The sequence below is a fragment of the Pseudoalteromonas sp. NZS127_1 genome, from assembly GCF_015864295.1.
Classification (GTDB): Bacteria; Pseudomonadota; Gammaproteobacteria; order Enterobacterales; family Alteromonadaceae; genus Pseudoalteromonas; species Pseudoalteromonas arctica.
The window spans coordinates 1-13885 of sequence record NZ_JADYXO010000019.1; the positions used below are offsets into that span (position 1 = coordinate 1).

General features: G+C 39.9%; 15 protein-coding genes, 1 rRNA gene and 1 pseudogene. 9 read left to right on the forward strand and 8 right to left on the reverse strand.

What is annotated here, in order from left to right:
* The first annotated feature begins 158 nt into the window (after positions 1-158).
* Positions 159-273, forward strand: a 5S ribosomal RNA gene (gene rrf / locus I6F50_RS15505).
* A gap of 414 nt (positions 274-687) precedes the next feature.
* Here rrf and I6F50_RS15510 read toward each other — a convergent pair.
* Positions 688-1023 (reverse strand): annotated as a pseudogene (locus tag I6F50_RS15510) (sugar O-acetyltransferase); the annotation flags it as partial.
* 145 nt (positions 1024-1168) lie between these two features.
* Between I6F50_RS15510 and I6F50_RS15515 the strand changes: the two are divergent.
* Entirely contained in the window at positions 1169-1762 is a 594-nt protein-coding gene (locus I6F50_RS15515) for a hypothetical protein (RefSeq protein ID WP_197142722.1), read from the forward strand.
* 2 nt (positions 1763-1764) lie between these two features.
* Here I6F50_RS15515 and I6F50_RS15520 read toward each other — a convergent pair whose 3' ends face one another.
* Entirely contained in the window at positions 1765-2145 is a 381-nt protein-coding gene (locus I6F50_RS15520) for a hypothetical protein (RefSeq protein WP_165741122.1), read from the reverse strand.
* Between the two features lie 99 nt (positions 2146-2244).
* Between I6F50_RS15520 and I6F50_RS15525 the strand changes: the two genes are divergently transcribed.
* Positions 2245-2685, forward strand: a complete 441-nt coding sequence (locus I6F50_RS15525; protein WP_165741123.1) for a TerB family tellurite resistance protein — start codon at positions 2245-2247, stop codon at positions 2683-2685.
* A gap of 26 nt (positions 2686-2711) precedes the next feature.
* Here the strand turns inward: I6F50_RS15525 and I6F50_RS15530 are convergent, their stop codons facing one another.
* Positions 2712-3278 (reverse strand): NADPH-dependent FMN reductase, encoded by a 567-nt coding sequence (locus tag I6F50_RS15530; RefSeq protein ID WP_165741124.1) that lies wholly within the window; start codon positions 3276-3278, stop codon positions 2712-2714.
* Between the two features lie 119 nt (positions 3279-3397).
* On the opposite strand from I6F50_RS15530, the gene I6F50_RS15535 reads away from it, so the two are divergent.
* Entirely contained in the window at positions 3398-4297 is a 900-nt protein-coding gene (locus I6F50_RS15535; RefSeq protein ID WP_165741125.1) for a LysR family transcriptional regulator, read from the forward strand.
* Positions 4298-4329: 32 nt separating this feature from the next.
* On the opposite strand, the gene norR is transcribed toward I6F50_RS15535, so the two are convergent.
* Complete coding sequence (gene norR, locus I6F50_RS15540) at positions 4330-5886, reverse strand: nitric oxide reductase transcriptional regulator NorR (RefSeq protein WP_008138686.1); 1557 nt, start codon at positions 5884-5886, stop codon at positions 4330-4332.
* A gap of 160 nt (positions 5887-6046) precedes the next feature.
* Here norR and I6F50_RS15545 point away from each other — a divergent pair, with 160 nt between their 5' ends.
* The 3 genes from I6F50_RS15545 to hmpA are packed head-to-tail and all read left to right on the forward strand — an operon-like array spanning position 6047 to position 8750.
* Entirely contained in the window at positions 6047-6316 is a 270-nt protein-coding gene (locus tag I6F50_RS15545) for a hypothetical protein (protein ID WP_007584928.1), read from the forward strand.
* Entirely contained in the window at positions 6316-7548 is a 1233-nt protein-coding gene (locus I6F50_RS15550; RefSeq protein WP_165741126.1) for an NnrS family protein, read from the forward strand. The genes I6F50_RS15545 and I6F50_RS15550 overlap by 1 nt, the downstream gene beginning before the upstream one ends.
* 20 nt (positions 7549-7568) lie before the next feature.
* Positions 7569-8750 carry an NO-inducible flavohemoprotein gene (hmpA, locus tag I6F50_RS15555; protein WP_165729063.1) on the forward strand — a complete coding sequence of 394 codons (1182 nt, stop codon included), beginning with the start codon at positions 7569-7571 and terminating at the stop codon, positions 8748-8750.
* An 80-nt stretch (positions 8751-8830) separates the two neighbouring features.
* Here the strand turns inward: hmpA and I6F50_RS15560 are convergent, their stop codons facing one another.
* The 3 genes from I6F50_RS15560 to I6F50_RS15570 form a co-directional block, all read right to left on the reverse strand.
* Positions 8831-9202: a hypothetical protein gene (locus I6F50_RS15560; RefSeq protein ID WP_002959634.1), complete on the reverse strand. Its 372-nt coding sequence runs from the start codon at positions 9200-9202 to the stop codon at positions 8831-8833.
* Positions 9202-10806, reverse strand: a complete 1605-nt coding sequence (locus I6F50_RS15565; RefSeq protein ID WP_197176658.1) for a S41 family peptidase — start codon at positions 10804-10806, stop codon at positions 9202-9204. The genes I6F50_RS15560 and I6F50_RS15565 overlap by 1 nt, the downstream gene beginning before the upstream one ends.
* Positions 10807-10905: 99 nt before the next feature.
* On the reverse strand, positions 10906-11559 hold the full coding sequence (locus I6F50_RS15570) for an endonuclease (RefSeq protein WP_149594727.1): 654 nt from the start codon (positions 11557-11559) through the stop codon (positions 10906-10908).
* Between the two features lie 230 nt (positions 11560-11789).
* On the opposite strand from I6F50_RS15570, the gene I6F50_RS15575 reads away from it, so the two are divergent.
* Complete coding sequence (locus tag I6F50_RS15575; RefSeq protein ID WP_197176660.1) at positions 11790-12758, forward strand: DnaJ C-terminal domain-containing protein; 969 nt, start codon at positions 11790-11792, stop codon at positions 12756-12758.
* Positions 12758-13078 carry a chaperone modulator CbpM gene (locus tag I6F50_RS15580; protein WP_007584937.1) on the forward strand — a complete coding sequence of 107 codons (321 nt, stop codon included), beginning with the start codon at positions 12758-12760 and terminating at the stop codon, positions 13076-13078. The genes I6F50_RS15575 and I6F50_RS15580 overlap by 1 nt, the downstream gene beginning before the upstream one ends.
* A gap of 75 nt (positions 13079-13153) precedes the next feature.
* Here I6F50_RS15580 and I6F50_RS15585 read toward each other — a convergent pair whose 3' ends face one another.
* Positions 13154-13879 (reverse strand): membrane protein, encoded by a 726-nt coding sequence (locus tag I6F50_RS15585; protein WP_024591693.1) that lies wholly within the window; start codon positions 13877-13879, stop codon positions 13154-13156.
* Positions 13880-13885 lie beyond the last annotated feature (6 nt).

A 13885-nucleotide genomic window follows, 5' to 3' on the forward strand; every position in this document is an offset into this window, starting at 1 on the left:
TGAGGCTTAACCATACAACGCCAAACGCGTTTTATGCGACAGTTTAGACAGAAGTTAATATGACTAAAGTAGATATTTACTGAAAGACTTAAAAAATATTATCAGATATTTTCCAAATTCAGTTAGTTTGTAGCGATACGAATTAACGCCCAAATTTGCTTGGTGACAATAGCGTTTTGGACCCACCTGACTCCATGCCGAACTCAGTAGTGAAACGAAACAGCGCCGATGATAGTGTAGCATTTGCTATGTGAAAGTAGGACATTACCAGGCTTCAAATTGTAGAAAGCCCGAATCTAACGATTCGGGCTTTTTTACGTCTGAAGAAAAGTAAAATGCGTGCAATTAATGCGCACTCACATCAACACCTAGCCCGCAGGGCGGGCAAGCATAGCGACTCCCGACGTTAAAATCACAACAAGAATCCTCAATACCCCAGTCGGCCAATAAATTAGCATTTGCTACGTGACTTTCTACTGCTGTGGGCACTATGACATTACACAAGCTTCACATTGTAGAAAGCCCGAATCTAACGATTCGGGCTTTTTTATGCTTGTAGAAAAAGTGATTCAGGTATTCCTCTATAGCGGAGTGTCTCTTAGTGAATAATTCACTTAATTTAACGAGTTAAAGTGCTCGCTGATGCGAGCGTAGCGACTCCCAACGTTAAAATCACATCGAGAATAACTACAGTGTTCTTATTTCACGATCTGGATTATCCGCTACTGGGGTATTAGGCATTACATTTTTAGTAACGACAGCACCCGCACCCACAATACTGTTTTCACCAATACTCACACCCTCTAAAATAATTACACCTGTGCCAACCCATGCGTTATTGGCTAACGCGATAGGCGCTGCAAAGTTTTCTTACTAAGCCTTTTTGCTGGATTAGTAGCATGTGACACAGCTAAAAGCTGAACTTTCGGGCCAATTAAGCAGGCATCACAAATGGTGATTAAATAATTGGCCAGTGGCTAGTTGAGGTGTGTAATTAATATTTATAAAAGTAGGATTGTTAATGAAGGCTGAGATATTTAGTCGTTAATCGCTATTTAGTAGTTTTACCTAGTTGTCTTGTTCTAAATTTTATATAGATACTTCTAATAAAGTACTTAAGAAAACTGTACTATTACAGGTGTTTTAAAATAACTATAACGAGAAACATATGAAATTATTAACTGCAGCAACCTTAATAGTTGCTTCATCGACAGCTTTTGCACGCCCTGCACCGTTAGTGTCTATTCCTACTCATAATGCCTTTTTTAATAGTATTGCAGCGCATTGCGGTAAAGCTTTTGAAGGTGAAGTAGCGGTAGATAACGCGAAAGGGCCAAGCTCATTTACAGATAAAAAGCTGGTTATGCATGTACGTAAATGTAGCGAGACTGAGTTACAAGTGCCGTTTCATGTAGGAGACGATGCATCACGTACGTGGATCATAACTAAAACGGGGAGTGGCTTAAGTTTAAAGCACGATCATCGTCATAAAGATGGAACTGACGACGCATCAACCATGTATGGTGGCCATACGCTTGATGCAGGGTCTGCGCAAATACAGTCGTTTCCAGCAGACCAATACTCTAAAGAGTTATTTGTAAAACAAGGCATTGCACAGTCTGTAGGTAATACATGGCAAATGTATATTTACCCAGAAGTATTTACTTATCGATTAATTCGCCAAGGACGTGAGTTTAAGGTGGATTTTGATTTAACGAAACCGATTACTCCACCATCAGCACCTTGGGGTTATAAAGACTAAGGTTACTTACCCTTGTTTGTATCTTCTTTAGTTTCGCATTGTAGTAAAACATTTAAGGCTGGTTGGTAGGCTCGTGGTTTAGTTGGAAAGCGTTCGTATTCTTGCACGCCTTCTAGGACCTTTAACATAAAGGTTCTGCCACGACATAACCTATCTGCATGGCGCAGTAAAAACATACTTTGATTAGCGAAGTGTTTGTAATCGTCTGACTGTATTTCTATTTTATAGTTGTCTTCGCCAATTTTAGTTTGGTAGTAATGTACTTTATTATCAAAGTCGTATGATTTTTCTTTTTCGACAGTTTCGGCAAATACAGTGCCGACGCTCGAAAGGGCCACCAATGCGCTGCCAATAACTAAGCGTGGTGTATTTAATCCTTTCATAAAAATGTATCCTTTAATTTGCGAACTTAATACCCATTAACTACTCATACAAGTTCGATTTCTTTATCTTTAGTCTAACACCCAAAAAGGGATAATGTGATGTTCAAACAAATAAAGCAGCTTTTTGCTGTATTCGATGATCAGGAACCTAGTATAAAGCAGCATGATTTAAAAACAGCAGTTGCGGCATTGCTTATAGAGGTTATGCGTGCTGATACTAAGCTTGACCATAATGAACAACAAACCCTGACTGTAACCTTAAAAAAATACTTTAATTTAACAGATTCAGAAGTTGAAGAGCTAACCACTAACGCAGCAAGTAGTTTAGAAGGCGCTATTGACTACTTTCAGTTTTCAAAACAAATTAATGAGCATTGTAGTGCAGTTCAGCGCATTGAAATAATAGAACTACTATGGCGCTTGGCCTATGCTGATGGCGAAATAGATCCGCAAGAAGACTATGTAATACGTAAAGTAGCTGGGCTTTTATATGTAACGCATACAGACTTTATCGCCGCAAAAATAGCGGCGACAAAGTAATTAGTTATTTGGTAAGGCGTACTAAATTATTTTAATTTACTTGCTACGCTTACTAACTGATGAGCAAGTGCTGATACTTTTTCAGCTGTAACAGGTTCATTAATTTGGCCATTTTCATCAAGCAACGTGTGTACAGCGGGTATTGCAAGTTGATCTGCAAGTACTAACGACCCAATACCACTTAATATATCACGTACATGATTTAAACCGCGTAACCCGCCAAGCCCGCCTGGGGATGCTGAAAATAAAGCGACTACTTTATTGCGAAAAGCTGGAACCGCACCTTGCTCTGTACGTGAGGCCCAATCAATAGCATTTTTAAGTGCAGCGGTAATGGAACCGTTGTACTCAGGACTTGCTAGTAAAATACCATCAGCTGCACGTAGTTTATCTTTTAAAAGCTGTACATCGCTTGGTGTACCTTGCGCTTCAATATCTTCGTTAAATAGTGGGATGTTTAATTCGTTTAGTTTTATTACTTCTACTTCAGCACCTGTTTGTAGAGCAAAACGTGCTGCCTCATTAATAATTTTTTGATTAAAGCTTTCTTGTCGAAGACTTCCTGCTAGGGCGATAATTTTTGGTGCTGACATGCTAGTGACCTTTTAGTGTTTAAACTTACAACGCTAATGTAGCAAAATTTTGCTTGTAGAAAACCCCAATAAACGCAACACTTGTGTGCGTAAATGCACATAAGTATAAGGTAAGCAGAATGGCGATTAAATTTGAAGATTGGCAAGACGTTAAAGTGGCGTTTGAAGTGGCGCGTTTAGGTACGTTAACGGCGGCCGCAGAAGAGCTTAATGTGCACCACAGCACAGTGCTTAGACGAATTAATAATCTTGAAAAAAACTTAAATGCACGGCTTTTTCATCGCCATGCCCGTGGTTACAAGGTTACTGAAATTGGCACCAAGTTATTTGCAACGGCGCAAACTATTCATAGCTCCTTAGAGCAGTTACATAACGATATAGCAGCAGCCGATAGCACCCTTAGAGGGAGTTTATTACTAACGACGGTAAGTGGTTTTATGGATGTACTTGGTGATGTATGTGAGCAATTTCAGGCGCTACATCCGCAAGTGCAGTTAGAAGTTATTTTAGAACAAAAAAGGTTAAGGCTCGATCACGGACAAGCGCATATTGCAGTGCGTGCAGGCCCAAGACCTGATGAGGGCGATTATATTGCTCAGCATTTGGCGCAGCTTTCGTCTGGCTTGTATGCTAATAAGCGTTACATTAATAAGTACGGCATGCCTAAATTATTAAGTGATTTACAGCAACATAATTTTGTATCGGGTGTAGCGGGTTTTAATGCCCGCGTGCCTTATTTTGCATGGGCTGATGAACATATTCCTGCATCGCAAATTAAGCTGCGAGTATCTGAAACCGCAGAAGCGACTCGTGCAATAATTAAAGGGCTAGGCATTGGCGGATTACAGCATGACGTAGCGGCGCAATATTCTGATTTAGTACCTATATTACACAGTGAGTTAAGCTGGCCTACTGATGTATGGTTAGTCACGCATCACCTAGTACATCGCACTGCTAAAGTACAAGCTTTTGCAGGGTTGTTAAAAACACACTTTAGTAAGTTAGCTGCTAATCAATAGTTTTAGCAGCATTTTAGCTGTGTTTTAAATGATTATAGTGTTTTTTTTACTTCTATGCCTAGGCGTTTAGCCAAGCGTACTAAGTTAGCTCTATCTAATTCAAGTACTCTTGCTGCTGCTGACCAGTTGTAGTTATGCTTCTTTAATTGCTCGGTAATTACGTTGTATTGCAACGATTCTACAGCTTGCTTTAAAGGTTGGTTGATCAAGGTGTTGGTTGTACTTTGGCTTGCTACTAGAGAGTTTTGTGGCGCACTTGGGGTTAAATCACAGTGCTCGCTTGTAATGGTTATTATTGGATTTTGCCATTGGCTTTGTTTTGCTTTTAGGGCGCTGCGGCTAATGACATGTTCAAGCTCGCGAACGTTACCTGGCCAGTTGTACTGATTAAGCAGTACTTGCGCTTCAGGGCTTAGTTTTAATTGTTTTATCCCTAATTTACGGGCTGTTTGCTCAATAAAATAACCAGCTAAGAGTGTTATGTCGTGCTCGCGTTTACTAAGTGGTGGCACAGTAATAGGGTAGACACTGAGGCGATGGTATAAATCGGCTCTAAAGCGACCTTGAGCTACTTCTTCTTTTAAGTTTCTGTTGGTTGCAGCAACGACGCGTACATCTACGTACTTTGGCGTGTCTTCCCCTACCGTTTGTATTTCGCCACTTTGTAGCACTCGTAATAGTTTACTTTGCATGGCCAGGGGCAGTTCGCCTATTTCATCTAAAAATAACGTGCCGCCATCAGCTAATTGAAATTTACCCTGGCGCGAATTTTGTGCGCCTGTAAAAGCCCCTTTCGCATGACCAAAAAATTCACTTTCAGCAAGGTTCTCAGGAAGTGATGCACAATTTAAGTGAATAAGCGGTTGATCTTTTCGAGCTGAATTTAAGTGAATATTACGCGCTACAAGCTCTTTCCCTACCCCTGTTTCACCTAATATAAGCACGCTAAAGTTAGATGCTGCAACGAGTTTAATTTCGTTTTTAAGTGTTTGCATTAGCGGACTTTGACCAATAATTTCACCGCCGTCCCGTGTTAACGCTTCACGATTTAGTTCTTGCACTAATGCACTTGAGTGCTGTGCATGCTGTTTGTAATGGGCAAGCTCTAAAGCTGTTTTAAAGTGCGCACTACACAGCGTTTGTAAGGTATTGAGTGTATCAGCGCTTATGCTGTTAAATGCATTGGCGTTAAGGCTATCAAACGTAAGTACGCCAAGTAGTGCGTTTTTATCATAAAGGGGTAAACCTAAACATGCATGTACCGGTATGTCGCCGGTTTTAGCTAATAGCAATCCGTCGTATGGATCGGGTAGTGGGCAGTCGTGCGCAAATTGTAGCGCGAGTGTGCTTTTGCAAATAGCTTCTAGGCGAGGGTGCTCTACTATTTTAAATCGTCTGCCAAGGCTGTCGGACATTAACCCTTTAATTGCCAGTGGTTTTAATTGCTCGCCCTGAAGCACTAATAACGCACTTGCATCACTAGGAATCACCCGCTCAACCGTTGCTAGTAATTGATCAAAACTATGCTCGTGCAGTGTACTTTGAGCAAGCTCTAGAGCAACTTGGGTAAGGTTGAATTGCTGGTTCATGTCAAAATGACCTGTTTGTGTTTTTGTGAGTTAATTTATAGTAGGTCATAAAGACTCATAGTGTAAAGTGATTTAATTTAACTTATTGAATTTAAATGAATAAAATTATTGGCACAGTATGTGTAATAGCTAAGTAACGTAGTTAGTTACAGAGATCGCCATGAACACACTAATGCTGAATAATTTAAATAATCAAACACAGTTTAGTTCACTATACGAAACAGTATTATTTGCTGCCAATACTGCATTAGCTGTGAGTTTAGTGTGTATTACGGCAAGTATTTTAATTAGCTACCCGTTTGCTGAGTACTTTTCCATGGCGGTGCAAGTATCAGCTCATATTGGCACTATTGTTATTGCTGCTATTTTAAAAGTAAGTTACGTACTGCGCTGTGTTGCACAACATGGTTTAGGGCAAGAGGTACGATAATGCGCCCTATAAACTTAACTGAGCCAATGCCAGCCCGCGTTGCTATTCATCAAGTATCTCAATGGCCATTATGGATGCTCGCTTTTAGACCTTTCTTTTTAGGCGGTGGCTTATTGGCATTTTTTTCGGTGGGGTATTGGCTACTTATTTTAACAGGCCATGCAAGTTGGCACTCATCGATACCTGCGACATTATGGCACGCGCACGAAATGCTGTTTGGCTTTGCAGGAGTTGTAGCTGTTGGCTTTTTACTTACCGCTGCACAAACATGGACAGGCGTACCGAGCATAAGTGGGAAAGCCCTTATGTGGCTTACGTTTATATGGCTTGCAGCGCGCTTAGCCTTTTTTGTGATATTGCCTGATATTGCTCATTTTAATTTATATGCTGCACTTACATTACAAGTTATTTGGTGGCTAGGCGCCATAGCAGTACTGGCTAATATGTTATTAAAAGCCAATAGCAAAAGTAACTATCCGTTTTTAGCTATTTTAGCTGTGCTTTGTGGGCTCAATGTATTGTATTTAATACTTGTTTTAAAACAAAACATGCAGCTTGCACTTGGTGTGGTTGATACCGCAGTACTGGTCATTACTTTACTAGTTGGCATTGTTGCGGGTCGCGTTTTACCATTTTTTACCGCTAAAGGTCTAGGTTTAACCGCACAAGTTCGCACTCCTAAAATAGATAAAGCGGTGATGTATTTATCTATTTTGGCTATCACTTTATTTTTCATCAACAAGTTGTTTTTGAACACGATTAATCCTGCGTTAGTTGTTGCAACTGTTGCTGCGCTTCACCTGGTCAGGGCAGGTTTTTGGTGGGATAGCAAGGTATTGAGAGTGCCGTTGTTATGGTCTTTACATTTTTCCTACTTAGCGTTAGGCGTAGGGTTAATGATGGTTGCATTTAGCTTTTATAGCAGTGCAATACAATTTAAAGATGCGCTGCACTTAATCACTATTGGCACAATAGGTATGATGATTTTAGCAATGATGACGCGTGTATCACATGGTCATACAGGGCGGACACTCGCTATTCCTCATTACATGGCTGTTGCTTTTGCGTTTTTGCTTGTGGCCGCTATTACTCGTTCATTACTCCCTTTTATTATTGGGCCTCACCTTGCTTGGCAAATAAGTGCTTTGCTGTGGTTAGTGGCTTTTTCATTATTTTTAATTCACTGCACACCTATATTAACGCGGCGTCGTGTTGATGGGCGTCGTGGTTAGTTCATCCATAGGAAACACATATGTTATCTGATAAAACCATTGAGATTGTAAAAAGCACAGTTCCGTTATTAGCGCAGGCGGGTACGGTTGTTACCGATCATTTTTATAAGCGTTTATTTAGCCATAATCCTGAGCTTAAAAATATTTTTAATATGGCGAATCAAGATACAGGTCGTCAGCAATTTGCACTTTTTAATGCATTGGCTGCGTATGCACAAAATATTGATAATTTAGCCGTATTAAAAGAAGCGCTAACACGTATTAATCATAAGCATACAAGCTTGAATATTTTACCTGAGCATTACCCTATTGTAGGTGCGCATTTAATTGGTACTTTAAAAGAGCTTATTCCTGAGCAATTTACTCCCGATGTTGAATACGCTTGGCGCGAAGCTTACGGCGTACTTGCTGATATTTGTATAACCGAAGAAGCTGCTTTGTATGAGCACAGTAAAAATAAACACGGTGGTTGGGCGGGAACTCGCCAATTTGAAATAACCAACAAACAGGCTGAATCAGAACTAGTAACGAGCTTTACACTTACGCCAGTTGATGGCGAAGCTGTTATTACACATAAACCAGGGCAGTATTTAGGTATTAAAGTTAAGCCAGAGGGCGCTGAATATGAAGAAATTCGCCAGTATTCTATTTCGCAAAAAAGTAACGCTAAAAACTACCGTATTAGTGTTAAAAAAGAGCTACAGCCAAAGCCTGGCATGGTGTCTAATTATTTACACTCATTAGAGCAAGGCACTATTGTTGAGTTATACCCGCCGGCAGGAGACTTCTTTTTACGCAATAACACAAACCCAGCGGTACTCATTTCAGCAGGTGTTGGGCAAACGCCAATGCTGGCTATGCTTGAAACGTTATTAAGTGACAACTCTAATCAAGAGATTATGTATTTACATGCCTGCGAAAATACTCAGCAGCATTCGTTTTCAAAATATTTAAATGAGTTAAATGCAGTTTATAACCGTTTACAAACAATGACGTGGTTTAACCAAGCGACAGAGGGCGCTGACTTTACTGGGTTAATGAACCTAAACGCAGTACAAGCACAGCTACCATTGAGTAATGGTGACTTTTACTTATGTGGTCCTGCCGGTTTTATGGCATTTATAAAAAACCAGTTACTTGAATTAGGTGTTAAAAACGAGCAGATTCATTATGAAGTGTTTGGTCCGCATCAAGACTTGTAATAACGCTTTAAAATAGAAAAAGGCGCGCAGCGATATGCTGCGCGCCTTTTTTATTAATTTATAAACATTAATAAAGTGCCTTATAACTCTTTACAGGTAACACCTTCAAGTACTGTAGTAAGCTCTTTTTTAGGATAGTAAAGCTCGCATTGGTTATTACGTAGTTGCAAAATAAACTTCTCAGATTTTATATTATGCGCGCCCATAATTACTCTGCCATCAGACCCTTTACTCATTGCATGATCAATTAGCAGTTCGCTACGTTTAGTAAATACCGAATCGGCAAGTGTTACTAATGTGCCTCCCTTAGCTTGTTGAATTGCCTGTTGTAGTGTTGTAATAACGCTGGGATTAACGCTCGTTAATATAGCGGGTTTAGCAGGCTCACTATCTACACTTTGGCATCCGCCTAAAGCGAGCAAGGTGGCTAATGGGAGTAATAATTTAGCCATTACCTTTCCTCACCCAGCGTTGGCCAAGTTAAGTCCATATTACGCTGGGTAAATTGTACCGGCATATTTAAAGGAATGAGAGATTCACGAGAGCTTGAAAAATTAGCTGGTTCTGCTTTTGCAGCAGCCGTTCTAACTGGACAACTGCCATTTTCAACATGAAATAATGCGGTGGCTAAAACGGCCTCGTCACTGTCGCCTAACTGATGATCAAAGTCGTCCTCAATTTCACAACCTTGAACATCAGCATCAAATTGTGGAGTAGGGGTTGGTGTAAAACCCGCAGCGTATTCGCCAAATCCTTTGCTATTTACGCCACTAAACTGAATAGTGTAATAGGTTGTTGCGCAGTTATGAGTTGGGGTAAAGCCATAGGGCTTACCGCAGGTTGTGTCGCCAATTAAAATAACTTCTGCGTCTATACCTTTTAAACCATTAATAAAAGCTTCTGATGCCGAACAGGTGCCTGATGTGCTTAATACATAAACCTTTGATAGGTTTAAATCAGGTAGGTTTTCACCTGTGCTAAAAAAAGTAGAGTAATCTATTTCTTCATCAATAAATGGAAAAGGCGAATCAACAGGTTGTTTATCGTTTTGTTGAGTTTGATAATAAAAGCGGTTGTTAACGTTGGCATTACCGGCAACCATATAAGCTAATTGTGCCGACAGTGCTAATAAACCACCACCGTTATATCTAAAGTCGATTACAAGCTCATCAATACCATCGGTTTTAAACTTATTTACCGCATCAATAAGTCCTTCTTGGGCAATGCTTATATGGCTATTAAATTGCATGTAACCCACGCTTGAACCATTTGCGGTTGTAATCGTTTTAACATTTTGAACAGGTGTTTGTTCAATATTACCAGCGGTTACATTAAATGTTTTTTCGGCGCCATCGTTACTGCGTACAACAATAGTATGTGAGTCGCCGTTAGTAGGACTAAATAAACCTTCGTTAAGCGTATCTACACCCGACTCTGTATTGGTATTAATGCTAACACCGTCAACTGAAAGTACAGTATCACCACGTTGAAAGCCTATTTGGCTTGCAGGTGAATCATCTTCAAGATAAGCGACGCGTAAAATACGGTCGGCTGTATCGCCAATAAACGCCCAATTTATACCGTAACCAGAAGTAACGCCCGATTGCGCTTCTTGAAAGTAATCTTCAGAAGGCTCTGAAAAATGAAAGTTATCTTTTTTTGCCCCTGAGTCGGTAAGCTGCTCTGTTTTTAATTGAGCGAAGTAATCGGCTACTGTTGTAAAGCTTTCAGGGTCGTTATCGGCAATCTCATCATACCAAAGGTAGGTTTCGTCGCTCCAAGAGCGAAGCCAGAGCTTTTCATAAAGGGCAGAACCCGCTTGATCTGGGTAGGGGTTGTTGTTATTAAAGGGATCGTTATCCGTACGAGGGGTTTCGCAAAAGTTTTTTAAATCGTTAGAGGGCTCAAATACCGCCGCTGTCCATGTTGGGCTGCTACTAACAGGTGTTGTAACTACAGGAGCAGAGTCGATACCGCCTCCGCCGCCACAACCCGTTAAAGCAAAGCCCGAAAGTGCTGCAAAAATGGCAAGCGAGGTTTTATTATTTTTAAACATAGTTAAGGACTTTCTGTAAATAAGTTGTTTAAAATATTACAACACTCGCTCGTTTATTCAACATTTATAACTTTGATTTATGTAAATGAGTGTTAAAGCTTAGAGCTTGCTCGCACTACTTGTATCTGCAAATGCTTGCTTTTTCCACGCATTAAATAACTTTTGCTGTTTATCAGAGATTTTTAAACCGTATGTTTTCTGCATGTAAGCGTAAGTGTCGGCTATACGTTTACGTGCATAGACAGGCGGTTCAACTACACGTTGCTTAAAGTTTACTTTTACTTCGCAGCGACCATACTGTGTGGCGTTTTCGCTAAGCATGCCAAAACGATAATTAGAGCGATCGGCATTAATTTCGCCAATAGCTGGCGCTAAGTTATTTATATCAGCTTCCATTTTTCTAAATTTAGCACTTACTTTACGGCAGTTTTTACGTCCGCCATCTTGCCAACATTGTAGCTGATGACCAAATTCCCACGCCGGAACAATATGTTCCCATTCAATACGTAGTGCTCGTACATTTACTTTGCCTGAGCGGGTAAGTGTATTTCGAGGAATGTAACCACAGTTAGTCGGATCGGGAGTTAGTTTTTTACCTTCTTTTTTAATATCACAGCCGCAGTAAATGCTTTTAGCGTTGTCAGGTAGGGTTTTAATTAGATGTCTTTTAGCGGTTGAAAAGCGGGTGAATTGTTCGGCCGATACCGAAACGCACACACAACAAGCCAATAAGGCCAGAATAAATCGAGTCATATCCATCACAAATGTGAACTACAGGAATGCCTAGTTTAAAGCCCTGAAGATAAAAGATAAAGTTAACTTAAGGCCTGCACTTATATTACTAAAAAGTGTCTAATTAATTTTTTCTTCAAAGTTATTTTACTATTCATTTATTTCTTACTATTTATTGTACTTTAGCTACACAAGATTATAAGTTAAGGAGTATGCTTAAAGCTTACTCAATATGGGGATTTGGATTGCAAATGAAATTTGTTGATTATTATTCAGTACTTGGGATATCGCCTGATGCAGACGATAAAGCGGTTAAAGTAGCTTATAAAAAGTTAGCCAGAAAATATCACCCAGATGTAAGCAAAGAGCCTCAAGCAGAAGATAAATTTAAAGAAATAGCAGAAGCTTACGAAGTCATCCATAATAAAGATGAACGTAAAAAATACGACGAGCTACGTCGCCATCAACAAAATCGTGCTCATCAGCAGCAAACAAATTATCGCGGTAGCGCTGGTTCTACACAAGGTAATTACCAGCAAAGTGATCCTCAAACCGATCAAGAATTTTCTGACTTTATTAATTCAATGTTTGGCGGAGGCGGTGGGTTTGATCGTTCAGGGCAGAGCAGAAGTAACGCTGCTCGCGCGCAAAAAGGACAAGATGTGGAAATAGAGTTCCCGATTTTTCTTGAAGAGACTTTAGTTGATACCGTTAAGCCTGTTGAGTTTATGTTACCGCAGCGAGATAGTAGTGGTCGTGTCTCTGAAATTAAAAAATCACTTAAAGTGAAAATTCCCGCAGGCTCAGTAAATGGCGAACGAATTCGACTAAAAGGGCAAGGCGGATTAGGGTCAGCGAACGGGCAAAATGGCGACTTGTACTTACAAATTAGTTTAGTGCCCCACCCATTATTTGATGTTGAAGGTCATAACCTAAATATAGTCGTCCCTCTTGCACCATGGGAAGCGGCTCTTGGTACAAAAATAAATTTACCTACGTTGGCAGGCAAAATCCAATTAACTATTCCATCTAATAGTCAGTCTGGCCAACGCTTGCGTATTAAAGGCAAGGGATTAATGAGTAAAAAAGCCAAAGGTGATTTATTTGCTGTGCTTAAAATTGTTAATCCAACATCTGTTGATGATACCAGTAAAAAACTGTGGGAAGAATTAGCCGAAAAAGCTCACTTTGATCCCCGTAATAACTGGAGCAAGCCATAATGCAAATTATCGTGACACAAAAAGATGATTTACTTACTAGCAAAGAGCTATGTTTGAGTAGTGATATTAGCGAAGCAATTTTATATGAGCTAGTTGAGCACAATATTGCGGTTCCAATTGAGGGGAAGCATGTTACGCAGTGGCAATTTACGGTATCTGCAGTGACCTTAGTTAAAAAAGCGGCCCGTATTCAACATGACTTTTCGTTAGATTGGTCGGCAATAGCTTTAGTTTTACAATTGCTGGATGAGCGTGATGAGTTGATTTTCGAAAACGAAATGTTAAAGCGACATTTGAGTCGATTTAAACACTTGGAATAAAATCTGCCCTTGGGTACTTCCTAGGGCTTATTTACTCTTTGGTGAGAGTGCGCTAGTTCTTAAAAATCAATATGACTACTTTGATTTATTCTTACTTTTAATTCGGATAAATCGTTTTAGTCGTATGTTTTGCATAAGTAGTAATATTCCACTTAGGCAAAAAAGTACGCTGGTTGCTGCAAAACTAATAAGCAGCGGATTATTAAAATCCTCTCGCTCATCGTAATCCATAATATGTAACATCCAAAAAAAGTCGAAAATTCGCCATAGTGTGCTGCGAACGGTGACAACTCTGCCGTTATTTTCTGACAAGTACAGTGTTGTGTTAAATGTGTCGTCAAATTGTACCTGCCAAACATTGGTTTTATATCCAACTTCTCGCATACCTTGCTTTAGCAGTACAGCGCTTGTCACTTGAGCATCAATAAGTAGGTGTGCTTTAGCATTTGCGGTAATTTGTATTTTAGTTGGCGGCTCAAAAGGCCGGCCTGTTATACCGTTAAAGCTTTGCTGTTCATCTTTATTTATTACTGTAATTATAGGTGTGGTTAAAAAGTTCTCAAAAATTATTTGTGTTGGATTAACCACCTGAGATGCAATATCGTTAAGGGAGGCAACATAATCAGCCTGCGTAAATGGGTTATTAAGAGTACGTGTTGCAAGATGCTCCCCATGAACTTTATCAAGAGGAATAGCGCTCATGACTAAACCGCCTAATAGCCAAGCTAAAATTTGTAATGTGAGCAAATAACCGAGCCATTTATGTAACTTGCGAGCATACTTAAATATTTTTTTATTCATGTTTTA

Coding starts and splice junctions, on each gene's coding strand:
- I6F50_RS15550 (WP_165741126.1), top strand. CDS start 6,316: ATGCGCCCTATAAACTTAACTGAGCCAATGCCAGCCCGCGTTGCTATT.
- I6F50_RS15580 (WP_007584937.1), top strand. CDS start 12,758: ATGCAAATTATCGTGACACAAAAAGATGATTTACTTACTAGCAAAGAG.
- I6F50_RS15515 (WP_197142722.1), top strand. CDS start 1,169: ATGAAATTATTAACTGCAGCAACCTTAATAGTTGCTTCATCGACAGCT.
- I6F50_RS15545 (WP_007584928.1), top strand. CDS start 6,047: ATGAACACACTAATGCTGAATAATTTAAATAATCAAACACAGTTTAGT.
- I6F50_RS15585 (WP_024591693.1), bottom strand. CDS start 13,879: ATGAATAAAAAAATATTTAAGTATGCTCGCAAGTTACATAAATGGCTC.
- norR (WP_008138686.1), bottom strand. CDS start 5,886: ATGAACCAGCAATTCAACCTTACCCAAGTTGCTCTAGAGCTTGCTCAA.
- I6F50_RS15565 (WP_197176658.1), bottom strand. CDS start 10,806: ATGTTTAAAAATAATAAAACCTCGCTTGCCATTTTTGCAGCACTTTCG.
- I6F50_RS15530 (WP_165741124.1), bottom strand. CDS start 3,278: ATGTCAGCACCAAAAATTATCGCCCTAGCAGGAAGTCTTCGACAAGAA.
- I6F50_RS15525 (WP_165741123.1), top strand. CDS start 2,245: ATGTTCAAACAAATAAAGCAGCTTTTTGCTGTATTCGATGATCAGGAA.
- I6F50_RS15560 (WP_002959634.1), bottom strand. CDS start 9,202: ATGGCTAAATTATTACTCCCATTAGCCACCTTGCTCGCTTTAGGCGGA.
- hmpA (WP_165729063.1), top strand. CDS start 7,569: ATGTTATCTGATAAAACCATTGAGATTGTAAAAAGCACAGTTCCGTTA.
- I6F50_RS15570 (WP_149594727.1), bottom strand. CDS start 11,559: ATGACTCGATTTATTCTGGCCTTATTGGCTTGTTGTGTGTGCGTTTCG.
- I6F50_RS15520 (WP_165741122.1), bottom strand. CDS start 2,145: ATGAAAGGATTAAATACACCACGCTTAGTTATTGGCAGCGCATTGGTG.
- I6F50_RS15535 (WP_165741125.1), top strand. CDS start 3,398: ATGGCGATTAAATTTGAAGATTGGCAAGACGTTAAAGTGGCGTTTGAA.
- I6F50_RS15575 (WP_197176660.1), top strand. CDS start 11,790: ATGAAATTTGTTGATTATTATTCAGTACTTGGGATATCGCCTGATGCA.